Source organism: Terrihabitans aquatilis, from assembly GCF_052542005.1.
Genome location: NZ_JBOCUO010000001.1, coordinates 961,704 through 982,679, shown reverse-complemented (window position 1 = coordinate 982,679; position 20,976 = coordinate 961,704). Strand labels below are relative to the sequence as shown.

Genomic DNA, 20,976 nt, shown 5'->3' with positions numbered 1-20,976 from the left:
CTGACGTGTTGGAGGGACCATGGCGAATATCGACCTGAAGACCCTGCTGGATGATGTGCGGACGCGGCAGAAAGCTTTGCACGATCTCATCCTGTTCACTGATCGACAGGCGATGGCGCTCCTGCGGCTATATGCGACGCTGTCGCTTGCGTTGACCTCTGCCGGTGTGGCCAGCCTGCGTCCCGGATCGGCCATTCCTCTGGCGGCTGGACTGGGGCTGCTGGTGGCCTCGGCGCTTTTCATCATAGGCGCGCTGCTCTGCTTCCAGGCCATGAAGCAGGCCTCTATCGCCTTTCCGGGACGCGACGCGGAATTCTGGACCTGGGCACGGCGTGATGACGTCACCGAAGAGGCCGCGCTGGGAGCTTATCTGGATCAGGCCGGGACCACATTCGCCGAGAACTACGATCTGAACGCCACGACGGCGAAACACCTGGCGCGGGCGAAACGGCTCGGTGTGGCCGCGCCCGCGCTGGCACTCATCGTCGCTGTCGGGGCTCAGCGTATCTTCGGCTTGTGAACGTCACCCTTGGCGCCGCGCCGATCCGGTGGAGGAGGTGGGGGCGGCGGCTGTGGCGGGTCTTTGGGATCGGCCATGGTGTGGTCTCCAATGCGGGCCGATCCGAGCACAGAGCTAAACGGGAGTCGAGCATTCGGGTTTGCGCCACGGTGGCGCAAACCATGGGGTTTCGCCGTACGGCACGGCGAAACCCCTGAATTTCGTGCCACGGGGCCCGGAAAACGAGAAACGCCGTGCTCATAGGCGACAAGCAGCGCAAGGGCGTGGCCGTGCCGCGGGCGCTGGTCGAGAACCTGCTCAACGGCGTCCGGCTTATAAATTGAAAGGGCGGAGATGACCTCTCTCAGCACCATCAAGCGGCTGACCGTCGAGGGCAAGACGGTTGGTCTCGATAAGGTGGCGGCGGATCTGCACGCGGTCGAGGCTGCCCAGGAAGGGGTAGCTCGTGCTGCCGAGACGACGGCGAAAGTCACGGAAACTTCCGCGCGTCGTCAGCTTTCTGCCTCTCAGGCGTACGAACGGCAGCGGCGGAACCTCGATGATACGGCCCGAGCGCAAGCAACTTTCGAGCGCGGGCAGAACACGATCAATCGCGCGCTGCAACAGGGTGTGATTGATGCCGAAGAGGCGGCCAGGGCAATGCGGCAGGTCGAGGCCGCTTATCAGGCTGCCGGGATGCGTTCCGCGTCGGCGGTTGACCAGTCGAGCCTCAATCGTCTTCTCGGCGTGAACGACAATCAGGCCGGTGCCGCGCGAGCTTCGGCGGCTGCGTTCGAAGATGCAGCTCGGGAAGCCGATCAACTCGCCGCGAAAGCAAATGCTCTGAGGGGCTCGCTCGACCCCGTCGCCGCGGCTCAGCAGCGTCTCAATGCCGAGTTGGCTGAATATAATTCGCTTGCGTCAGCTGGAGTCATCAGTAGCGGCGAACTCGCGCAGGCCAATGCGATGGCGCATAAGCGCTTCAGTGCCATCGTCGATCCTCTGGATCAGGCCGGGAAGAAAACCGGTCTGGCCGCGCATGAGATGAAGAACCTCGGGTTCCAGCTGAATGATGCCGTCACCATGCTGGCGTCGGGATCGAGCCCGTTTCAGGTGATGGCCACGCAGGGCGGGCAAGTTTACCAAAGCCTGTCTTCCGCGCCGGGCGGCGTCGGGGCCGCCCTGAAGGAGGTGGCGGCCTTAACTGTGACATGGATTGCGCGCCTTTCGCCTTTGATCGCCGTCACGGGGTTGGTGGCCGGCGGCGTCGGCCTGCTGACGCGCTCGCTGAATGAAGGCCGAAAGGATGCCTTGTCCTACGGCGATGTGATGAAGGCCGTGTTCCAGACGATCGGGGATCGCGTCAGCGATCTGTTCGGGCTGGGTGCCGCATCAAAGCTGCTGGACAGCGTTCTCGACGATATCTCCAAGGGCTTCTCCATCGTGTTCGACAACACGATGCGCGGAGCCGACCGGCTTTCGATCAGGATTGCTCATGATTTCAGGGAATTGCCGGACGTCTTCCGGATCGCCGGCGAGAATGCCGCGAACAATTTCCTGCAGGGTATCGAAGCGCTGGTGAACGGTGCGATCGACCGGCTGAACAAACTGCTGGCTTTCATGAGGACCATTCCGGGGCTGGGCGCCGCCATGCCTTCCGATCTGGGCAAGATCGAAATGCCGAAGGTCGACATCGGTGGTGCGGCCGCGGCTGACCGCGTGGCGGTCGGGCGCGCGCAGATGGAGAAGGATTTGGCGGCCACCAGCAAGACCGACTATGCGGGCGGCTGGTACAGCGACATTCTGAAGAACGCGAACGACAACCAGGCCGAGGATGCGAAGAAGAAGGCCGGCGGCGCGGGCCGTCAGCCCCGCGCGTCGGAATATGAGCGCGACACCGAGCGGCTGAAGGAACAGACGGCGGCGCTGCTCGACCAGGCGAAGACGTACGACATGACCGAGGGCGCGGCGACCCGTTACACCGTGGCGCAGGATCTGCTGAGGGCAGCGGCGGAATCCGGCATGCCGATCACCTCGGCACTGACAGAGCAGATCAACGCCACCGCCAACGCCTACGCCGATGCCAAGCTGAAGCTGGAGGGCGCGCGCATGGAGGTCGAGAACCGCGGCCCGTTCGAGGCCATGCATGCGGAGCTTGCCCGCCTCGAGGAGCTGAAGAACGCCGGCGCCATCAGCTGGGACACTTACGCCAATTCGGTGGTGAAAGCGCGGGCGACCGCTCATGGTGCGGTGGCCGGCATGGCTTCGGATGCGGTCGGCATCCTTGGCCAGTTGTTCGAGAACAACAAGGCTGTGGCGATCGCGGAAGCCATCGTCTCGACCTATCAGGGTGTGGCGAAAGCGCTGTCCTATTATCCGCCGCCGATCTCCTATGCGATGGCGGCGGGCCAGCTCGCTCTTGGCATGAAGCAAGTCGCCTCGATCCGCAGCACGACGAAGAATTCGAAGTCGGCGTCGGGAAGCGTGGGCGGCGGGGGATCCGCAGGTGCGGGCTCGGCCACGCCGGCGGCACCTGCGCCGGAGGAGCCGAAGCAGATGACGACCATCGTGCTGAAAGGCGATGTCTATTCGAAACAATCGGTAGAAGAGCTCTTTCGGCAGATCAACGATGGCCAGAAGGACGGCTACCGCATCAACGTGGTCGCCGCCTGATGATCGTCATCAGCAAAAGCCTGGCACTCGCCTACCGCGAGAATCCTGTTTTGTGGGCGGACACGCCCGTTTTCGGCTGGCGCAATGTGGTGACGTTTTCGAACATCAACGCCGACAAGGAGGCTGCGGCGTTCCCGGCTGCGAACCTTGCCAACGAGAGCACCGGCCTCCGCTGGCAAGGCATCGATGCCGGCGCTCATGTGCTCACTGTCACTCCTCCTATGGGCGAGCCGCTCGATTACGTGGGCCTCGCTCGGCACAATTTCGGTACTGGCCGGATCGGGGTGCGGGTCGAAGCCGAAGACCCTGATGATCCCGGCTCCTTCGGCATGGTGGTCGAAGACTTCATGCCGGCCAATGATGCGGCCCTTTTTGTTCGTTTCGCGCCTGTCATCACGACTGCGCTGCGCATCATCCTGATGCCAGCCATGGGGATCAGTCCGCGCGCGGCAGTGCTCTATGCCGGCCGAGCAACCGTGATGCCGCGTGGTGTGGAGCCCGGGTATACGCCGCTGGTGCATGGCATCGAGACCGACGTGCAGAACAATCGGTCCGAGCGCGGCAATTTCCTCGGGCGCATCGTGCGCAGCCGGCAACTCACCTCTTCAGTGAGCTTTCGCTTTCTCGATGCCGCGTGGTTTCGGTCCGAGATGGTGCCGTTTATCCGGAGCGCACAAGAGGCGCCGTTCTTCTTCGCATGGGCGCCGCAATCGCATCCCGACGAGGCCGGCTATGCGTGGCTGAAGGATGACCCGAGCGCGACGATCGCCAATCCGGACGGCAGCTTTGACCTGAACCTCTCCATGAGCGGGATCGGCTGATGTTCGCGCTGACCTTCGTCGAAGTGGATATCGATGTCTGTGGTCTGAACTACGGCGTCGCACCGTGCTCGGCGGTCCTCGGGGTGAAGAGCGACCGCAAGTGCTTCAACACGATCAAGACGTGCCAGGCGCGGGCGGACTTCACGAACAAGCCGGTGACGCTGCGGTTTGCGGTGCCGACCGACGATCTGCCGCCCGATATCGATGCTCTGCCGTGCATCGAGGACGTGTCGTTCAGCCCGGCCACGATCTCGCTCGGAGAGAACCTGGGCATCCGGGCGACATTGTCCGTCACGTTCTCGGATATCCTCCACAGCGACACCGGGCCGGGATTCGATCCCTACTGGCGCGAGCGCGGCTATGACCCTTATCGGCAGGGCACGCTCTGGGGCCGGTTCAGGGCGCGCCAGCCTTACCTTTTCGGTCGCAACATTCGGCTGATCCGCGGCGCGCTCGGCCAGCCGCTCGACCAGATGGAGACACGGCACTTCATCCTTGAGAGCTTCGAGGGACCGACGCCGGACGGCACATACACGCTGAAAGCCAAGGATGCGCTGGTGATGGCCAGCGGCGATCGAGCTCAGGCGCCCAGGATGTCCAACGGCTTCCTGGTCGAGGCCATCACGGCCGATGCCACGACCGCCACCTTGTCACCGGCTGGCATCGGTGACGTGGAATATCCGGCGTCCGGCCTGGTTTCGATCGGCGGAAAAGAGGTGATGTCGTTCACTCGTGCAGGCGATGTGCTGACCTTCACCGGGCGGGGATTGAAGAACACGGTGGCAGAGCCGCACGACGCACAGGATCGGGTGCAGGTCTGCCTTGAAATAATCGCCCAAACGCCGGCCGCGATCATCGCGCTTCTGGAGCAGAATTACGCGTCAGTCGCGCCGGGCTTGATCCCTCTGCCGACATGGGAGGGTGAATCTTCGGCGTTTTATCGTCGCCTGTTGTCACGAACGATCGCGGAGCCGACGGCGGTCGAAAAGCTGATCGCCGAAGTGATCCAGCAAGCCCAGCTTACCCATTATTGGGATGACGTAGGGCGTCAGTTGCGGTTTGGCGTGCTGCGGCAGATCTCGACCGATACGGCGGTATTCGATGAAGACGCCATCATGGCCGGTAGCCTCGATATCAGGGAGCAGCCGGATCGGCGCACTTCACAGGTCTGGATTTACTTCGCCCCCATCAATCCGCTGAAGAAGGTGGACGATGCCGACAATTATCGCTCTTGCCTCCGGGTTATCGATCTGCAGGCGGAGGGGGATTACGGCACGCCGGCGATCAAGAAAATTTTCGCGCCCTGGATCCCGGCTTTCGGACGGCAGGTCGCGCAACGCACGGCCGATATCCAGCTCGGGCGGTTTCGAGATCCACCGCGCCGTTTCAGTTTCAGCCTGTCTAGGACGGGTGGCATCACACCGGTGCTGGGCCGAGGTTACATGATCGAGGCTGGTGTGCTGCAGCAGGATACAGGCGAGCCGGACACCGTCCCTATCCAGATCACACGCCTCACGCCGAAAGATGGGCAATATGACGTCGAAGCTGAGGAGATGCGGTTCATTTCCTTCGACGACGGCGATCTCGGCAACAAGACGCTCATCATCGACGCCAACACCTACAATTTGAACCTGCGCAGCGCGTACGATCAGTTCTATCCCGCGCCGGTTGATGGCGATGTCGTGACGGTCATCATCGAAGATGGCGTGATCGTAGGGTCGAGATCTGCGCTGTTGCCAGCCGTGGACGTTGGTGATTGGCCCGAAGGCGTGGTTATCGACATCAAGCTCTATGGGCGAATCCAAGGCCGAGGCGGCGATGGCGGCGGAACAACGGACGGGGCGGGTCTTCATCGCCCTGGAGACGCCGAAAATAGATACCCGACGGCCGGCGGGCCCGCGCTTTACGTGAGGTATCCGATCAACATCTCCGGCGGTCAAATATGGGGTGGTGGTGGTGGCGGTGGCGTTTATGTCGGCGAGGTGCAGGGCAATTATTATCTGGGCCTGGCTGGCGGCGGCGGCCAAGGCCAAGATGGCGGCATGACTTACCCCATCAAAACCATTAGCGGCACGAATATGGGCACATCTGGGAATAGTGAAGCTCCCGGAAGCGGCGGGAACCAGGGCACGGCTCGCGGCGGTAACGGCGGCGGCGCCGGACAGCCTGGTGGAGATGCCAATGGCCGAGATCGCGCAAATTTCAAATATGGCGGTGCGGCCGGCACTGCCATCGACGGCATTTCCTTCGTGAACGTCTCCGGGGCCGACATTCGCGGCCCGCAGATAAACTGAGGCACACACCATGGCAGATCTTGCACGCTGGCAGGGTTCGATCACGGACCTGGCCGGCACCGTCATGCCCGGAGCCCAGATCGAGGTGCGGGACGAGGCGACCGGCAATCTCGCCGCACTCTTCTCGGATCGCGCCGGAATGGCGCCGCTGGCCAATCCGCTCGCAGCGGATGCCGAGGGATATGCGTTCTTCCATGCGACGGGCGGTGCCTATCGCATCACTGCGAGCCTGGGCGCTTTTTCGCGGGTCTATCGCTTCGTGCCGATCGGGACCGCGGCGGAAATCGATGCCGAGGATCTGGTGCAGCGCTCCGGCGTGGAGTTCGAGGGGCCGGTGTGGCTCGCGGCCGATCCGGTCGAGGCGATGGAAGCGGCCACGAAACGGTATGTCGATCAGCAGCAAGGAGGCGGTGGCGAAGAACCGGAGGTTCGTCGCACCATCAAGTTCGTCGAGGGCGCATATACGCTTCAGCCGAGCGATGTCGACAAGGTGCTTTACTTCAACTTCCTGTCGAACAGCACATTCGCCCAAACCATCCCGATGAACACGTTCCAACGCGGCGACCAGATCGATCTCGTCTATACGGGTCATGGCAAAGCGCAGTTCTCGGCCGCGAGCGGTTTCACGCTGGTGAATGCCGATGGCGTCACCTTCATGGCCACGCACGGCGCCATGGCGACGCTGCTGTTTCTCGATCCGAATATCGCCTTGCTCGGAGGCCGGGTTGGTTGACGGCCTTCTCCTCGCGATGAACTTCATGTTCGGCGCGATCGCGGCTCGCTACGTCGAGCCTGTCGATCCGGTCACGCCCGGCAATGTCACCTACACGTCGGGAACCAACAATTTCACCGTGCCGGCGTACAATACGCTCGTCATCGAGATGTGGGGCGCGGGCGGCTCGGCCGGGGCGGCGCGAACCGATGGGCCTGAAGGCCTCGCTTCCACGATCGCCGCGCTCTCGTTGACAGCTGGAGGAGGCGGCGGCGGCAAGAGAGGTGAGAACGGTGGATCCGGCGGCGCGCGCGGTTCGGCGTCTGGTGGAGACGTCAACACGCAGGGGGGCGCAGGCGGCACCGGCACGAGTCAGATTTCCGGAAGCGGCGGCAATTCTCCCAATGGCGGGGCGACCATCCCCGGAGACAAGGTGACTTCGGTGAAGTCTGGCAACGTTCCGGGCGGCGGCGCCGGGTCGGCCTACAACGCGTCGTCCCGATCGGGCGGCGGCGGTGGGGGTGGCGCTTACCTGAAAAAGACCTTCACGCCCGATGCCGGCGGCCCGCAGGCCGGGGTTTCGTTGTCCGCGATCGTAGGGGCTACCGGAAGCAACGGCGCCCGCGGAGAAATCAGAATTTCGTGGTCCTGACCGCTTTCCAGCCCGCCCCTCCGGCGGGCTTTTTCATGAGGTGAACAATGGCCGAACTGCCTTTCCCGAACTATTCGCGCGGGCCGAATTCGCTCGGCACGCGCATGCGTGTCATCGCGCCCGGCAATGCCAATCTCGATCCGGTGCCGAAAACCGTCACCCATCTGACCGGCGGCGATATCACCATCGTGCCCTTCGCCAATCCGGACGGCGAGGCCATCGCCTTCAAGGGCGTGCCGGCCGGCTGGATCGCGCCCTGTGTGGTGCGGCGTGTGACGGCCGCGACCGGCACCGTGGCGACGGTGGAAGGCTGATGCTCGGCATCGAACTCTCCCTGCCGGCGCTGGCGATGCGCGGAGGCAGCGGCGTTCCGGTTCCGCCGGACGGCTTTGCGCTCCTGATGCTCGACGGCGCTTATCTCACGCTCGATGGTCTCTATCTCGCTGTGCCCGCCTAGTCGCCATCTCGTTAATCCTTGCAATCGGCTGCCTTAGGCGGCTTTTTTCATGCCCGAAGGAAAGCCATGGCTGACATCATCGACCTCGCAAACCCCGGAACCCATGCGGCCTCGCTGCAGGCTGCGCTGCTGGCGCAGAGCGGGCGTGTTCCGACCATCGCCGCGCTCGGCGACAGCATCACCGCCATGGGCGGATCGTTCGTGGCCAACAGGGTCAAGAACGCGCGCGGCTACACGACCTGGATGACGATGCTTGGCGGCCAGCGCTTCTGGATGCCCGACGAGTTCAATTTCGGCGTGGCCGGCCAGCGCACCGACCAGATGCTGGAACGGCTGCCGGCGGTGCTGGCGGCGCGCCCCTCTGTATGCGTGGTTCTGGCAGGGACGAACGACATCCTGCCGATCTCGGGGCGGCCCGGCCTGACGCCTCAGAACAGCATGGATAATCTGCAGCAAATCTTCGACCGGTTGGAGGCGGCCGGCGTCATGGTGATTGCGCTTCCTCCACTGCCCCGATCCGACACCCCCTTCAACGCGGACGACCGCAAAGGCCATGTGCGCCAGATCCGCGAATTCATCCGGGCGCAACGTTATCTCCGCCGCAATTTCCATGTCGTGGATTGTGCCATGGCGCTCGGGGATGCGGTGACGGGCGGGCCGAAAACCAATCCGATCGTGATGCCCGACCTTCTGCATCCGAATTGCCATGGGGCCTATCTGATCGGGGCGGAGATCGAGAAGGTGCTGCGAACGCTCCAGCCGACGGCTCGTGTTCCGCTGGCCGACGCGACTGACCTCTATCACGCAACGCTCAACCCGCGAGGCAACCTCTTCCCCAATGGCCTGATGCTGGGCACCGGCGGGCAAATCGGGGGCGGCGCTACGGGCGTGATGGCGGATGGCGTAAAATCCACCAATGCCCTGCCGGCCGGTGTGTCGGCAATATTCAGCAAGGAGCCGCGTGACGAAGGCGGCGAATGGCAGGTGCTGGAACTGTCCGGCTCGATCACGAACAATGCCGCGCCGACGCGCATCAATATCTGGCCGGTGACGCATTTCAACGCTGCGGTTCAACCGGGCGATGTCGTCGAGGCGTTCTGCGAGTTCAAGGTTGATGCTGGGGCCAAAGGCGTCTGCTGCACGTCGCTCGTGCAATATCTCACGGGTGGAACCGCGTCGAAATTTGCGGCGGACAATTTCGGGCAGGGCGCAGATCCGCTGATCCCGCCTGTGGCGCATGGCGGCACGATGAGAACGCCGCGTCTGACGAAGACAGATTCGACCTATGCCGGTGCAGGAATCGAAGTGTGCGTGCAGGCTACGCCCAGCGGCACGCAGGAGGTGGCGCTGAAGCTGTATTTCAGCGCCCTCGAAATGCGCAAGGTGCTGTAGACGCCGGATCAACCCGCCGCTGCGCCGCCCGCCCGCGATCTCGCCGGCGGGCTTTTTTATGCCCTCACATCATCGGAGAAGACCATGCCCCGCACTTCCGCGGCCGGCATCGCGCAGCTCGTCGCGGACGAGGGCGAGGTGCTGACGGCCTATCGCGACGTTGCCGGCGTCTGGACCATCGGCGTCGGCCTGACGAAGGCCTCTGGCGTGGTGACGCCGAAGGCCGGCATGACGATCACGCGCGCTGAAAGCCGCCACCTGCTCGGCCTTGCGCTCGAGCGCAATTACGAGCCGGCCGTGGCCAAGGCCATGCCGGGGGCGAAGACGCACGAATTCGACGGCGGGTTGTCGTTCCACTTCAACACCGGCGCGATCGGCCGGGCGTCGTGGGTCACCTCCTGGCGCAACCGGGCCAGCGCCGCCGCGATCCGGACGGGCCTCGGCCTCTGGAACAAGGCCGGCGGCAAGGTGGTGCGCGGCCTCACTTTGCGTCGCCAGCGCGAGGCGGACCTCATCCTGCTGGGCAAGTACGCGCACGGCATCACGCCGGCGGTGCGGGACGGTGCGGATGTGGCGCCGGGCCCGATCGAGCCGAGCGGCGTGCTGCGGCGCGGCGCGAAAGGTGAGGTCGTGGTGGAGCTGCAAAAGGGGCTCCAGACGCTCGGCCTCTACAAGGGCGCGGTCGACGGGGATTTCGGAAAGGACACCGAAGATGCCGTGCGCGCGCTGCAGAAGGCGCACCCGCATCTCGTGGTCGACGGCATCGCCGGGCCGGCCACGCGGGCGCAGCTCAAGCGCATGCTCGATGCCCGAAACAAACCGGCTATCGCAGCCGGCGGCGGGGTGGCCACGGGCGGTGGCGGCGCTGCTGTTCCGCCAGACGGCGTACCCGCCGGCTGGATCGTCGGCGGCGTGGCGGCCGTCACCGTGCTCGTCCTCGCCTTCCTCGCCTGGCGCTACCGCGACGAAATCCGCGCCTGGTGGGCCGTTTTCAAGGAGAAGCTGTGATGATGATCGAAACCCCGCGTTGGTTCTGGCCGGTCTGGATCGCGCTTGGCCTTCTCACCGTGCTGCTTGCCGTTCTGAACATTGCGGACGTCATCGCGATACCGTGGTGGCTCGTGCTGCTTCCCGCTCTGCTGCCGCCGCTGGCTGCGGTCTCGCTCTTCGCCCTGCTGGTGCTGGCTTGGATCGCCGGAGGGTCGCATTGATGGATTGGGCCTCTCTCGGGCGAAAGCTCATCGCGGCCGGCGCTCCGGCCATCGGCGGCGCGCTGCTGGGGCCGGCCGGCGCGGCGGCGGGCAAGATCCTCGCCGGCGTGCTCGGCGCGGAGCCAACGCCGGACGCCGTCTCGCAGAAGGTGGATGCTGTCCCGCCCGGCGAAATGCGAAAGGTGCAGGAGGACGTCATTGCGCAATGGGAGGCCATGGCACGCATCGCCGAAGCCGAGACGGCAGCGCAGGCGCAGACGGCCGTAGTGGCGGTGGAGCAGGTCAACCAGACCATCCGCGAGACTGCGGCGGGTGATGGCCTGCTCGGCAAATGGCGTGGCGTCCATGCCTGGGAGCTGACGGCGGAATGCCCGCTGTGGTTCCTGCTGTTCGCCTACACCGTGGTGTTCGATCCGGTGGCCTTGAACGCGCTCGTCGCGGCCTCCGGTCTCGTCAGCATCTACATCGGCGCCCGGTTCGGCGTGATGGGCGTGCATGTCTGGCAGGGCTCGAACGAACGCCAGGCAGCCACGAAGATCCTGCCGCAGGCGGCGGCCGTCATCGGCAGCGTGGTGCGGCGCTGATGCCGGCGCTCATCCTCCGAAATGCCGTCAGCCACTTCCGTGCGCGTGCCACCGAGTGGATCGCGGCAGCCGGCCTTACGGCATGGGGCGTCTCATTGCTCCGCAATGAATTCGCCTTCGCGTCTAGCCCGAATTTCGACAACCTGGCCGCTATGGCGTCGGAATGGCAGTGGGGCCTCATCTGCGCGGCCGTGGGTGCTGTGCGGCTGATCGCGCTGCTGGTGAACGGTACCTACGACGGCTTTCAGTATTCGCCGCATTTGCGGGCCGCCACAGCCTTCATCGCGTGCTTCGTCTGGTGCTCCATCTGGATCGGGTTCCTGCCGAGCCCCACGGCGACGGTGGCGTATTTCATGATTCTGGCTTTCGAGATCAACAACGTCAGCCGGGCTGCGGCGGACATCGGCGCTGCAAAGGTGGAACATGGCCGCACCCGTTCCTGATCCCGGAAGCACGAAGGAATTCCTCGACTGGCTGATCTACGGCGTCGTCGGCGTCGTTACCCTGCTGTTCGCAAAGCTCTCGACCTCGAAGGGAGAAAAGGAGGCAAAGGCCAAGGGTCCCGAATTCCTGGTGACGGGCGGCGGCTTCATGGACATGGAGCCGGTGCGCGATCTGGCTGCCCAGGTGATGGGGCTGTCCAAGTTCTGCGACATCGCCTTCAAGGAGTGGAAGGCCTGTCACGAACAGCAGAGGCGGATTGCCGACGAGCTCGAATGCATCCGCAAGCTGATGCAGGAGCGTGCGGAGGAAGAGCACATCACAGCCGAAGTCGAGCGGCGGGTGAAGGAGGCCCTGCGGTCGGTCGACCGATCGGGATAGTGGCGGGGGCAGGCTTGCGATCGATTGCACGCCGGATACCGAACCGATTGCCAACATAAAAAAGGCCGGGATCAACCGGCCTTCTTTCTGAAGGATTGAAACCCTCGCCAGTACATCCGTGACTGAGGGTCGATAAATCGCTCATGCAGCTCGAAGATTTTCTGCCGACGTTTTGCCGGTGCGGCTGTCTCTCACAATATCGAAGGCGATTTTCTGCCCTTCCATCAGGGGCGGCATGCCTCCGCGTTCAACAGCGGACGCGTGAACGAAGATGTCCGGACCACCGTTGTTAGCCGCGATAAAGCCAAAACCTTTTGTGGTATTAAAAAACTTTACGGTACCATTTTCCATGACGATTTCCTCTCAACTGGCAAAATGCTCGACCAAAGCCACTGACCCTGATCGCGTTATTATCGACAATTATTGGGAAGATCGTCAGCGACGCCAAAGCGCAAAAAACAAAGTCCAAGAAAAGCTCGACTTATATGAGTTAGTGCAGGTGCGAACTTATAACAAGCGCTCGCTCAAGAAGTATTTTTCTTATCTGTAACCTAGGAGCGCCTGTTTCTGAATTGTCTGACCAAAACTCTTTATCCCGCCGGGGCAGTAGAATCTTCCACATTGCGGGTCAGACGTTCCAGCTCGACTTGGTCATAGGGATTGCCCTTTTCGTCGATAATCACAACTCCGTCGAGACCATCTTCTATGAGGCGCTGGACAGCATTTAGCGCCTCACGGGCGTCCTCGGCGGTGATGGACATGCCGCCCCCCGTATTCACGTTTGGCGAGGACCTGATTGTAAACCGCAATCTTTTGCGCCTTTCAAATGGAAGCGACGGCACCTGACACGACGCGAATGTCGCATTCCCGAACCATGCGTTCACCTTTCTCGAGGGCGCTTTTGATCCGATATTGCAATTCACCATCACTGCCTTCCGGCATTTGGCAAATGATATCGTAAGACCCGGTCTCTGCGGCAAGCTGAACTACAGTGCGCATTACCGAAGTTCCAACAGAAAATTCATGAACTTTTCTCATGCGGATTACATGACTGTTTGGCGCCGATAATTCAATGACGAAGAATTATTGGAAAGGTAAAATAAAAAAAGTTCCTATTTCTAAAGATAATGTTTTGGTCGTCCCAACGGAGGGGTGTCATCGGCTTACGCTCGCCAAGCTTGCTGGCAATGGAAGGCTATGAGAACGAGATGATTGTCTACTAAAATTATAGGGTTTTTGCGCAACGCTTGGCGATAAAGTGAGCGAGGCCTATTTTTGAGGCATTGCGTAAAGGCGCCAAGGAGTTAAGGGAGAGGCTCATATTTCTTCAAGAGGTGACCGTGATCGACGACCTTTCGATGACTACGGGAGATCTGGTCGCGCTCATCGCCAAAATGAGGGCGAGAATCGTGGATGAGGCGATCCCAGCCGCCGAGAGGGTCGGAAACCCAAAGCTCGTATTCATCCTCCAGCTTGCATTGGGCGAACTCGACACTGCGGAGGAGCAGGCTCGCGCGCGGCATTAACCCATGTCTAGCCGCTTCAGCTTCTCGGCTTTAGCGACACTGGGGGCAAGCTCAAGGAGGGCCATGTTCATCAAGTGCTTGAGCACCTTCATATCAGCGCGATCGGCCATCTTGTGCAGGTCGATGCAGGCATCGGCGATGCGATCGAGATCCTTGCGGCCTCTCAGGAAGCCCATGGCTTGGCCGGGCGTCACATCGATGATGGTGCCGACCAGCATCTTGCGACCAGACGCGTCCACAAGCCCGCAGCCTGAAGAGAACAGCGTCCGCTCTTCTCCGTTCACATCCAGGCAGTACGTTTCCACGTAGTTTTCGCACTTTACTGCCGCATCACGCACGCGGGTCATGATGCGGTCGAAATCAAGAGGATTGATGAACTGCTTGGCGTACTCCTTCGCTGGAGTACCGTCCGCAGCTTTGACCGGATCGACTCGGAAGAGTTGGGCCATCCGGGTGTTGGCCCATTTTACGTCTGCTTCGACATCGTAACGATACGCGGCGACGGCAACTTCAAGATCTGACATCAGAGGCACTAAAGGATGCAGGAGGCGCCTAATGCGCGTCCTAAGTGCCTGTTTTTGTATCGGCTATACCAAAGTCGAGATAGAGATATTCTACGTAGCCAGCGCCTTTGATGAGCGAGGCGTTACAGAAATAGCGCACCTAGCGCGACCGTCGCCATTCCCATGGCTTGAGGAACGTCCCGCGCCAAAGGCCTCGCTTTGCTGCCCGGGCGTCACGCTCGGCGGGCGCGTATTTTCCCCGGCTGAACGCCGGATAATCGACGGCTAGGCCGCGGCGCACCAATGCGTCGGCAACATCCTGCCTGCCGGCCGTGCAACGCGCCACGGTACGGCCGTAACGATCGACATTGACCGGGGCACAGCGAGTCGGCCGACCTGCCTCGAGCAACTCGTCGAGCGCATCCGCCGCTTCCTTGCCACAGCGGTACGTTTTTCCAACCTCGTTCCGGCAGGTCTGTTGCCCCTCCGGCGTGTCAATGCCCCACAAGCGGACCCGCTGGCCGCGAATCTCGATCGTATCGCCGTCAATGACCGATGCGCGGCCGATGATGGGAGAGGCGCCCCAGGCGGGCGTGATGAAGGTAAGCGCGACGAGCGTGAATAAAGAAGCCTTCAAGGGTGCGGGCAAGTGTAAGGGATGCTCCGAATAGGTTTGACAAACGCAAAAATTATCGTTGTGCATCAACGGGCGTGGCTGCATGTACGAAGCTGGCAAACCTATTGAAACTAGTAGAATAATTCTCTCCCCTTGGGAGCACCATTTCCTCTCCATTTCGAGCTGGATGCGTGGGCCTGCCGAGGTTGCGGTCGTCGCTGCCGAAATCGGTGTCAGGAACCTTGGCGCATGCCTCCGCACGCTGATCATCGGCAAGAAGCCACCCGGCTGGCCTGCATTCCGTAAACTCGCGGGCTCTTGGTGCCGGGAAGGCGAAGCGTGATCGCGTCCCGATAACCGCCGTCGTCAGACGGCCGATCCTCGGCTGTGATGGATGTAGAGGTAGATCAGGCCAATGGGCGCGATAAAGATGGCGAAGGACCAGCACAGCGCCATCGTCATAAGCTTCACGATGAGCACCAGGACGGCGCTGAAGAAGAACAGATTTCCGCCCGTGATGTATTCGACGATGCTTTCATAGACGAAGCGCGAATACGGATACAAAAAGGTGTTTGCCGCGATTATCGCATAGATGCTGAACGGCGGTGATTGTTGTTGATCTCCCAGGGTCAAAGTGGAGATCATCAATGTTGTGAAGATGAGACCGAAGAGAAATTGGCGAATGTAATATCGTGCGGACAAGCCACCGAATGTTTTCGCGATAACGGAGCGCATCCAAACGTCCTCACTGGGCGGCCATTCAAGCTAGCCGCTGATGCTAAGCCGTTGAAAAAGGCCAGATTCGACCCGGCAGTACAAGCAATCGGCGGCGCCTACCCATTCCGGTCCAAGCCGGCCGGGTTTGGCGGCATCGCCTTTATCGCTGCGCAAGCTTGCTGAGAAAGGCCACTTCTTCGGCTGTGTGGGCTCTCGTTAGCGCGTCGTTACGGGTCGGGAAGCGCCCGAACTGACGGATGACGTCGGCGTGTTCTATGGCGAATCGAAGATTGTAGGGATTGCCGAGTTCCTCGAATTTGCGAACCGATTCCGCCTGAATGTCATGGTCTTCGGCGTGCATCATCGGGAGATACAGGAACGCCCGGCGTTCCGGCGGGTAGGATTGCTCCCACCCCTGCGAGATGGCGTATCGTGTGAGCTCCAGCCCCAAAGGATCGGCAGCGAAGGCTTCCGCTTTGCCGCGGTAGATGTTGCGGGAAAACTGATCGACCAGAATGATCGCCGCGAGGAGGTTCTCGGGCGTGTCCTTCCAGCCCTCGGCGCGCGTGGCGACGACCCTGTCCCGCGCGGTGCGAAATCTGGTTTCGATCTCGCGGTCGAGTGCCTGATCCTGCACGAACCATTTGTCCGGCGGCGTGTCTTCAAACCAGAAACTCAACACGTCATGGGCGGTCTCGTCGGGGTTCTTCATCTCTGCCAGTTCCCTCTCCGCATGATGAACATGCCGGCTGCCGCCGATCTGGAGCGCGGCCGTTTCGGCCGTGGATTCTGATGGGAAATCCCATCAGCCTTCAAGTGACTGTTCCACTTCACTTTCCGCCCAGGCTTGACACTCCGCTTCCTTGCGGGTTTTGACACCTCGGTTTCCCGCACAGCTTGCCTCCGCAACTGGCGCGGATCAGTCGCAGAGCAACGAGGGGTCGGGCTATGAGCAAATCGAGACGCTTGTCGGAGCAATGGTACCAGCGCGGCCTGTGGCTGGTGTCGGTTGCCTTCGCTCTCTGCCTCGTCGGCTTCGGCAGCCTTCTCATCGCGGATCTGCCGCAGGTGGAACGGCGCTTGCAGCTCGAGGATTTTCTCGACCAGGCATCCGTTGAGCCCCTCCGGACCGCTCTCGAGGATGCGCAATCCGCTCACGCGTCGGCGTCGTCGGAACTCGATCAGCTCAACCTCAAGCTGGCGGCTGCCCGCAGCGCCTACAACAACGCCCGCGAGACCTTCACAAATTGGCTGGACACAAGGAAGGCCACGAACCTCCCGTCGCAGGACGATGAACTGATCGCGCGGACGTCCGCGCTCGATGCGTTGAAGGCCGAGCAGGAAAACGCCGAGAGAGCCGTTCAGGCACAGAAACAGAAGATGCTCGATGCCCGACAGAGCGAGGCTGCGGCGCGCGAGCAATTGTATGTCCTGCGTGGCGACGCCAGTGAACGCCTCACGGCCGAAAGCAGGAAAGCCGAACTGCGCGTCTTCGGCTACCGCCTTGCGCTGACATTGCCGCTGCTTCTGGTGGCGTTCTGGCTTTTCCGAAGGCACCGCAAGGGCTCCTGGTGGCCTTTCAGCTGGGGCTTCATCTTCTTCGCGCTGTTCACCTTCTTCGTCGAGCTTGTGCCCTATCTGCCGAGCTATGGCGGTTATGTTCGGTACGGCGTGGGTCTCGTCCTGACCGTTGTCGTTGGCCGGAGCGTCATAATTGCCCTGAACAATTATCTTGCCCGGCAAAAGGCGGCGGAGCGGCAACCGGACGAGCTGCGCCGCAACGAGCTGAACTACGACACAGCGCTCGGCCGCCTCGCGAAGGGCGTCTGCCCTGGCTGTGAGCGTGCGGTGAATTTGAGCAGCGGCGACGTCACCTTCTGCCCGCATTGCGGCATCGGCCTGTTCGAGAATTGCCGCACCTGCAATACCCGCAAGAGCGCATTCTCACCCTTCTGCCAGGCCTGCGGCGTCCCCGCCGCCGCGCCGGAAGGTCAGCCGATATAGCGTTTCGAGCGATGTGGAATCGTCGCGCCAAGAGACATCTGGAATGCCGGCTTGATGCGAACTCTGCCGGCCTTCACGGCCGTTTCAGCGCCGGCTCCAGAACGTTTCTCCAGGCGAAGCGTGCGGCGCGTTCGAAGGCCTCATCATTGTCTCCTCGCAGGGATAGCACCTGGGAGGCGACGATTTCGCCTGTCGTCACATCGATCATTTCGATTTTGATCCAGCCGATGAGGGTGCTCATCTTCTGCACGTCGCCGTAGACGAGGTATTCGGCATCGGCCGTCTTCGCGATCGTTCTGAGCAGCGCGCCGCCTCCCTCCCGCAGGGAGCAGATTGGCTTGCCGCAGGCCAAGGGCTGGGCCGGAATGCTGTGGTTCGAGAGTTCCTCGCGAATGGTATCGGCCAGGATCTTCAGGCGCTTTGCATGAGCGGCCGTCTGGTCGGAGAGTTCGCCCGACGTGTCGGTGTAGTCGAAATCGGCCACGAGCACGCCCGACGCCGCGTGCGCAGGTGCGGGCAGTAGGGCCGCAAACAGGACAGCGCAGACAGTCGCTAATTTCCCTGTCGCTGCAAGTGAATGACCGTGCATGTTTGCTTCCTCCGCTCGTGTTTTCTTCGTTTTTGAGCATCGCGTTCTTCGCAGCGCTTTCTGCGAACTTGATGCTCGTCGAGCGGAAAGAAAGAGGCACGGTGTCAGCCGATGCGGTTCTCGCAGGCCACGCCGTCGCGGAAGCAGCGCATGTTGTGGAACGTGACCCGGGCGATCTCTTCCAGCGCCTCCCGGGTCAGGAAGCCCTGATGGCCCGTGACCAGCACGTTGGGGAAGGTCATCAAGCGTTGGAACAGATCGTCGTCGATGATGTCGGACGAGCGGTCGTGGAAGAACAGTGCATTCTCCTGTTCGTAGACGTCGATGCCGAGATAGCCGAGTTGGTGGCTCTTGAGAGCGGCGATCACGGCGCCTGTGTCGATCAGGCCGCCGCGCGATGTGTTGATGAGCATGGCGCCGCGCTTCATGCGGGCGAGCGAGGCGGCGTCGATCATGTGCCGCGTGCCGTCGGTCAGCGGGCAGTGCAGGGAAATGATGTCGGAGCGCCGCAGCAGATCGTCGAGCCCGGTCAGCGTGCCGTAGGGCGCAAAGGCCTCGGACGGGAAGGGGTCGTGGCCCAGAACGGTGCAGCCGAAGCCATGGAGGATGCGGGCCAGCGCCAGGCCGATCTTGCCCGTGCCGACAATGCCCGCCGTCTTGCCGTGCAGGTTGAAGCCCAACAGGCCGTTGAGCATGAAATTACCCTCGCGCACACGGTTGTAGGCGCGGTGCGTGTGGCGGTTCAGCGTCATGACGAGGGCCAGCGCATGCTCCGCCACCGCTTCCGGTGAATAGGCGGGCACGCGGGCCACGAACAGACCGAGCCGGCGGGCGGCAGCGATATCGACATTGTTGAAGCCCGCGCACCGCATCAGAATGGCGCGCACCCCATGGCCGTGCAGAGCCTCGAGGACCGGCGCGTCCAGCACGTCGTTGACGAAGGCGCACACCGCGTGGCTGCCTTGGGCCAAAGCGGCCGTGCGCAGGGAGAGGGACGCCGGCTCGTAGACGAGTTCGAACGGGCCTTCGCCGCGATGATTGTGCAGAGCCTCATCGAGAAAATGCTGGTCGTAAGGCTGCGTGCTGAAAACGATCGTTCGCATTGGGCCCCGTGATGTGCCTTTCCTGGCCGGGAGGGTCCAACGCGCGGGCTCCACACGCAAGGCGCAACGATACGGGGTGCCTGACATGGCGCAGCCGCGCCTTCAGAAAAGGACGCGGCTGCGGAAAAAGGGGCCGGCACTATCGCTGCGGCCCGGAAGGCAAAAGACTCAGTCCTGCTTGTCGCTCGGCTCTTCGTCGTCGAAATCCTCCTCGTCGACCTCCTCGAAGGCCTCCGCGAGCACGTCCATGATTTCCTCGACCTGATCCACGCTGGCGCTAAAAGTCAGCGTGGTGCCCACGCTGGTCTCGATCGTGATGACGAGTTCATCCTCGCTGCGCACATCGACCTGGATGCCGGTGAACTTGTTGTCGGCCATTCGTCTTCTCCCGCTTTGCCGTTGTGAACGCAGATGCGAGCGGTTCGGTCCCACATCCGGCTAAAAAGGTTTAAAGTCCCGCCCTGTCATTTTTATGTGTGGCGTCACATCGTTGCGCTATCAAGACGGCGGCCATTGCGCAGATGTACGGCCACCATCCTCGCCAATGGATCGCGGAGAGAACAATGGACAAGGACGAGCTGATTCGCCTTCGTGCCTATGAGATCTGGATTCAGGAAGGGCAGCCCGAAGGGCGCGAGCGGGAGCATTGGCTGCAGGCGCGTCGCGAGATTCTGGGCGATGGCGCGCCGGAGGAGGGCTCCTTCGAGCCACGGGCCGCAGGGCGCCCGGATCGCCGCTGATTGCGAGGTTCTGATGGACGCGCAGCGCCCGATATAAGGGACCGCGCGTCCGGCGAGCCGAAGAAAGCCTAGGGCCACCAGGTGTTGGGGCAGGCGCCGGTATCGGCGATTTCCGAACGGGGCATCATGATGGGAAACCGCATTCCATCATGAACAAGCGTGCCATCACCGGCCGGGAGCGATCCGCGCCCGCGAATCTGGCGAGCCAGCGAAGCGGCGGCCGCATGCGATCCTTCCATGGTTCCGCGCATGTGGGCGTCGGCCGGTCCGTCGTCGGTGTGGAAATGCTCGCACAAGGACGCGCAGGCCTCGCGCTCCGCATCCACCGCTTCCTGGAGTGCGGCGGCGCCGGCTTCGGCCAGTCGCCGGATGTTGAAGCTGCCGCTGACTTCGGTGCGGCCGTCGGGGCAGAGAAGTTTGAGCCGGCCTTCGCCGGTGTTCATCTCGAGCAGACAGCGCTCGAGAGATCGGGTGATGATCTCGACAGTGTCCATTGACGCGTCTCCCACGTGCCGCCTCTTGCCGAGCGGCTGAAGGGGTGAGCTTAGGCCCCCTACGTTCCACCGCAAGGATATGATTCGCACGAAGTCGAGATCGTGCGGGTTCGGTTCACGGGCGATGAACAAGGTGCGGAGGATTGCAACGCCGAAAGACACTTTTCGAGGGCTCGTGCGTTGGACCCGCATATCCGGAGGGACCAGACATGAAGATTGTCATCGCCATTGCCGCCCTGTTCGCCAGCGCGCCGGCCTTCGCCCAGGGCGCTCACAGCACGACGCACGGAAAGGGCATTCCGCAGGAGGAGGCGATGGTCAGCTGCACCAGCCAGGCGGAAGCCCAGAGCCTCCCATCAGACGAGCAGAAGAAGCAATTCGTGATGGCCTGCCTTACGGGCGCGGCCGGCAAGGGCCCGGCGGCAAAAGCCGCGCCGGCCGAGCAGCAGCGTCAGGTGTGCGAGCAGCAGCGCGACCATCTGGAACTCGCGGGCGGCGAGGGCGAGAATTTCGTCCAGGCTTGCGTCAAGCGGAACGATGATCTCCTGCGGCAGACACCCGGCTGAT

General features: G+C 62.4%; 29 protein-coding genes. 18 read left to right on the top strand and 11 right to left on the bottom strand.

The window, feature by feature from the left end; genetic code table 11:
* The first annotated feature begins 19 nt into the window (after positions 1 to 19).
* The 14 genes from ACQ6S1_RS04985 (at position 20) to ACQ6S1_RS04920 (ending at position 12,117) form a co-directional block, all read left to right on the top strand.
* On the top strand, positions 20 to 520 hold the full coding sequence (locus ACQ6S1_RS04985; RefSeq protein ID WP_445040034.1) for a hypothetical protein: 501 nt from the start codon (positions 20 to 22) through the stop codon (positions 518 to 520).
* A gap of 333 nt (positions 521 to 853) precedes the next feature.
* Positions 854 to 3,172, top strand: coding sequence for a phage tail length tape measure family protein (locus ACQ6S1_RS04980; protein ID WP_445040033.1), 2,319 nt, complete (start codon positions 854 to 856; stop codon positions 3,170 to 3,172).
* Positions 3,172 to 3,993 (top strand): hypothetical protein, encoded by an 822-nt coding sequence (locus ACQ6S1_RS04975; RefSeq protein ID WP_445040032.1) that lies wholly within the window; start codon positions 3,172 to 3,174, stop codon positions 3,991 to 3,993. Before ACQ6S1_RS04980 ends, ACQ6S1_RS04975 begins: the two co-directional genes overlap by 1 nt.
* The gene (locus ACQ6S1_RS04970; RefSeq protein WP_445040031.1) at positions 3,993 to 6,287 is read left to right on the top strand and encodes a hypothetical protein; all 2,295 of its coding nucleotides are present in this window, start codon (positions 3,993 to 3,995) and stop codon (positions 6,285 to 6,287) included. Before ACQ6S1_RS04975 ends, ACQ6S1_RS04970 begins: the two co-directional genes overlap by 1 nt.
* A 10-nt stretch (positions 6,288 to 6,297) precedes the next feature.
* Positions 6,298 to 7,020: a carboxypeptidase-like regulatory domain-containing protein gene (locus tag ACQ6S1_RS04965; RefSeq protein ID WP_445040030.1), complete on the top strand. Its 723-nt coding sequence runs from the start codon at positions 6,298 to 6,300 to the stop codon at positions 7,018 to 7,020.
* Positions 7,013 to 7,651: a hypothetical protein gene (locus ACQ6S1_RS04960; RefSeq protein ID WP_445040029.1), complete on the top strand. Its 639-nt coding sequence runs from the start codon at positions 7,013 to 7,015 to the stop codon at positions 7,649 to 7,651. The genes ACQ6S1_RS04965 and ACQ6S1_RS04960 overlap by 8 nt, the downstream gene beginning before the upstream one ends.
* 47 nt (positions 7,652 to 7,698) lie before the next feature.
* The gene (locus tag ACQ6S1_RS04955) at positions 7,699 to 7,965 is read left to right on the top strand and encodes a spike base protein, RCAP_Rcc01079 family (RefSeq protein WP_445040028.1); all 267 of its coding nucleotides are present in this window, start codon (positions 7,699 to 7,701) and stop codon (positions 7,963 to 7,965) included.
* Positions 7,965 to 8,108 carry a hypothetical protein gene (locus tag ACQ6S1_RS04950; RefSeq protein ID WP_445040027.1) on the top strand — a complete coding sequence of 48 codons (144 nt, stop codon included), beginning with the start codon at positions 7,965 to 7,967 and terminating at the stop codon, positions 8,106 to 8,108. The genes ACQ6S1_RS04955 and ACQ6S1_RS04950 overlap by 1 nt, the downstream gene beginning before the upstream one ends.
* Before the next feature lie 66 nt (positions 8,109 to 8,174).
* Complete coding sequence (locus ACQ6S1_RS04945; protein ID WP_445040026.1) at positions 8,175 to 9,500, top strand: SGNH/GDSL hydrolase family protein; 1,326 nt, start codon at positions 8,175 to 8,177, stop codon at positions 9,498 to 9,500.
* Positions 9,501 to 9,584: 84 nt separating this feature from the next.
* Positions 9,585 to 10,508 (top strand): glycoside hydrolase family protein, encoded by a 924-nt coding sequence (locus tag ACQ6S1_RS04940; protein WP_445040025.1) that lies wholly within the window; start codon positions 9,585 to 9,587, stop codon positions 10,506 to 10,508.
* Positions 10,508 to 10,711: a hypothetical protein gene (locus ACQ6S1_RS04935; RefSeq protein ID WP_445040024.1), complete on the top strand. Its 204-nt coding sequence runs from the start codon at positions 10,508 to 10,510 to the stop codon at positions 10,709 to 10,711. The genes ACQ6S1_RS04940 and ACQ6S1_RS04935 overlap by 1 nt, the downstream gene beginning before the upstream one ends.
* Positions 10,711 to 11,295 (top strand): 3TM-type holin, encoded by a 585-nt coding sequence (locus ACQ6S1_RS04930; RefSeq protein ID WP_445040023.1) that lies wholly within the window; start codon positions 10,711 to 10,713, stop codon positions 11,293 to 11,295. Before ACQ6S1_RS04935 ends, ACQ6S1_RS04930 begins: the two co-directional genes overlap by 1 nt.
* The gene (locus ACQ6S1_RS04925; RefSeq protein ID WP_445040022.1) at positions 11,295 to 11,738 is read left to right on the top strand and encodes a hypothetical protein; all 444 of its coding nucleotides are present in this window, start codon (positions 11,295 to 11,297) and stop codon (positions 11,736 to 11,738) included. The genes ACQ6S1_RS04930 and ACQ6S1_RS04925 overlap by 1 nt, the downstream gene beginning before the upstream one ends.
* Positions 11,719 to 12,117 (top strand): hypothetical protein, encoded by a 399-nt coding sequence (locus ACQ6S1_RS04920; protein ID WP_445040021.1) that lies wholly within the window; start codon positions 11,719 to 11,721, stop codon positions 12,115 to 12,117. The genes ACQ6S1_RS04925 and ACQ6S1_RS04920 overlap by 20 nt, the downstream gene beginning before the upstream one ends.
* A 141-nt stretch (positions 12,118 to 12,258) precedes the next feature.
* Here the strand turns inward: ACQ6S1_RS04920 and ACQ6S1_RS04915 are convergent, their stop codons facing one another.
* The 3 genes from ACQ6S1_RS04915 to ACQ6S1_RS04905 form a co-directional block, all read right to left on the bottom strand.
* Positions 12,259 to 12,468 carry a cold-shock protein gene (locus ACQ6S1_RS04915; protein WP_445040020.1) on the bottom strand — a complete coding sequence of 70 codons (210 nt, stop codon included), beginning with the start codon at positions 12,466 to 12,468 and terminating at the stop codon, positions 12,259 to 12,261.
* A 239-nt stretch (positions 12,469 to 12,707) separates the two neighbouring features.
* A complete protein-coding gene (locus tag ACQ6S1_RS04910; protein WP_445040019.1) occupies positions 12,708 to 12,878 on the bottom strand; it encodes a hypothetical protein in 171 nt (56 codons plus the stop codon).
* A gap of 61 nt (positions 12,879 to 12,939) precedes the next feature.
* Entirely contained in the window at positions 12,940 to 13,155 is a 216-nt protein-coding gene (locus tag ACQ6S1_RS04905) for a hypothetical protein (protein ID WP_445040018.1), read from the bottom strand.
* Between the two features lie 302 nt (positions 13,156 to 13,457).
* On the opposite strand from ACQ6S1_RS04905, the gene ACQ6S1_RS04900 reads away from it, so the two are divergent.
* The gene (locus ACQ6S1_RS04900; protein ID WP_445040017.1) at positions 13,458 to 13,643 is read left to right on the top strand and encodes a hypothetical protein; all 186 of its coding nucleotides are present in this window, start codon (positions 13,458 to 13,460) and stop codon (positions 13,641 to 13,643) included.
* Here the strand turns inward: ACQ6S1_RS04900 and ACQ6S1_RS04895 are convergent.
* From ACQ6S1_RS04895 to ACQ6S1_RS04880, 4 genes are all read right to left on the bottom strand, one after another.
* Positions 13,640 to 14,167: a hypothetical protein gene (locus ACQ6S1_RS04895; RefSeq protein ID WP_445040016.1), complete on the bottom strand. Its 528-nt coding sequence runs from the start codon at positions 14,165 to 14,167 to the stop codon at positions 13,640 to 13,642. The two genes, ACQ6S1_RS04900 and ACQ6S1_RS04895, sit on opposite strands and share 4 nt — an antisense overlap.
* A 139-nt stretch (positions 14,168 to 14,306) precedes the next feature.
* A complete protein-coding gene (locus tag ACQ6S1_RS04890; RefSeq protein WP_445040268.1) occupies positions 14,307 to 14,849 on the bottom strand; it encodes a thermonuclease family protein in 543 nt (180 codons plus the stop codon).
* A gap of 279 nt (positions 14,850 to 15,128) precedes the next feature.
* Positions 15,129 to 15,497 carry a hypothetical protein gene (locus tag ACQ6S1_RS04885; protein WP_445040015.1) on the bottom strand — a complete coding sequence of 123 codons (369 nt, stop codon included), beginning with the start codon at positions 15,495 to 15,497 and terminating at the stop codon, positions 15,129 to 15,131.
* Positions 15,498 to 15,639: 142 nt separating this feature from the next.
* Positions 15,640 to 16,191: a DUF924 family protein gene (locus tag ACQ6S1_RS04880; protein ID WP_445040014.1), complete on the bottom strand. Its 552-nt coding sequence runs from the start codon at positions 16,189 to 16,191 to the stop codon at positions 15,640 to 15,642.
* Between the two features lie 236 nt (positions 16,192 to 16,427).
* On the opposite strand from ACQ6S1_RS04880, the gene ACQ6S1_RS04875 reads away from it, so the two are divergent.
* Positions 16,428 to 17,483, top strand: coding sequence for a serine endopeptidase (locus tag ACQ6S1_RS04875; protein ID WP_445040013.1), 1,056 nt, complete (start codon positions 16,428 to 16,430; stop codon positions 17,481 to 17,483).
* 73 nt (positions 17,484 to 17,556) lie between these two features.
* Here ACQ6S1_RS04875 and ACQ6S1_RS04870 read toward each other — a convergent pair whose 3' ends face one another.
* From ACQ6S1_RS04870 to ACQ6S1_RS04860, 3 genes are all read right to left on the bottom strand, one after another.
* Entirely contained in the window at positions 17,557 to 18,072 is a 516-nt protein-coding gene (locus ACQ6S1_RS04870; protein ID WP_445040012.1) for a DUF2380 domain-containing protein, read from the bottom strand.
* Positions 18,073 to 18,176: 104 nt separating this feature from the next.
* Positions 18,177 to 19,175, bottom strand: a complete 999-nt coding sequence (locus ACQ6S1_RS04865) for a 2-hydroxyacid dehydrogenase (RefSeq protein ID WP_445040011.1) — start codon at positions 19,173 to 19,175, stop codon at positions 18,177 to 18,179.
* Between the two features lie 168 nt (positions 19,176 to 19,343).
* Entirely contained in the window at positions 19,344 to 19,553 is a 210-nt protein-coding gene (locus ACQ6S1_RS04860) for a hypothetical protein (protein ID WP_445040010.1), read from the bottom strand.
* Between the two features lie 185 nt (positions 19,554 to 19,738).
* Here ACQ6S1_RS04860 and ACQ6S1_RS04855 point away from each other — a divergent pair, with 185 nt between their 5' ends.
* Positions 19,739 to 19,915 (top strand): DUF2934 domain-containing protein, encoded by a 177-nt coding sequence (locus ACQ6S1_RS04855; protein ID WP_445040009.1) that lies wholly within the window; start codon positions 19,739 to 19,741, stop codon positions 19,913 to 19,915.
* 68 nt (positions 19,916 to 19,983) lie between these two features.
* Here ACQ6S1_RS04855 and ACQ6S1_RS04850 read toward each other — a convergent pair whose 3' ends face one another.
* Complete coding sequence (locus ACQ6S1_RS04850; RefSeq protein ID WP_445040008.1) at positions 19,984 to 20,409, bottom strand: hypothetical protein; 426 nt, start codon at positions 20,407 to 20,409, stop codon at positions 19,984 to 19,986.
* 209 nt (positions 20,410 to 20,618) lie between these two features.
* Between ACQ6S1_RS04850 and ACQ6S1_RS04845 the strand changes: the two genes are divergently transcribed.
* Entirely contained in the window at positions 20,619 to 20,975 is a 357-nt protein-coding gene (locus tag ACQ6S1_RS04845) for a hypothetical protein (protein ID WP_445040007.1), read from the top strand.
* The last annotated feature ends 1 nt before the right edge of the window (position 20,976 follow it).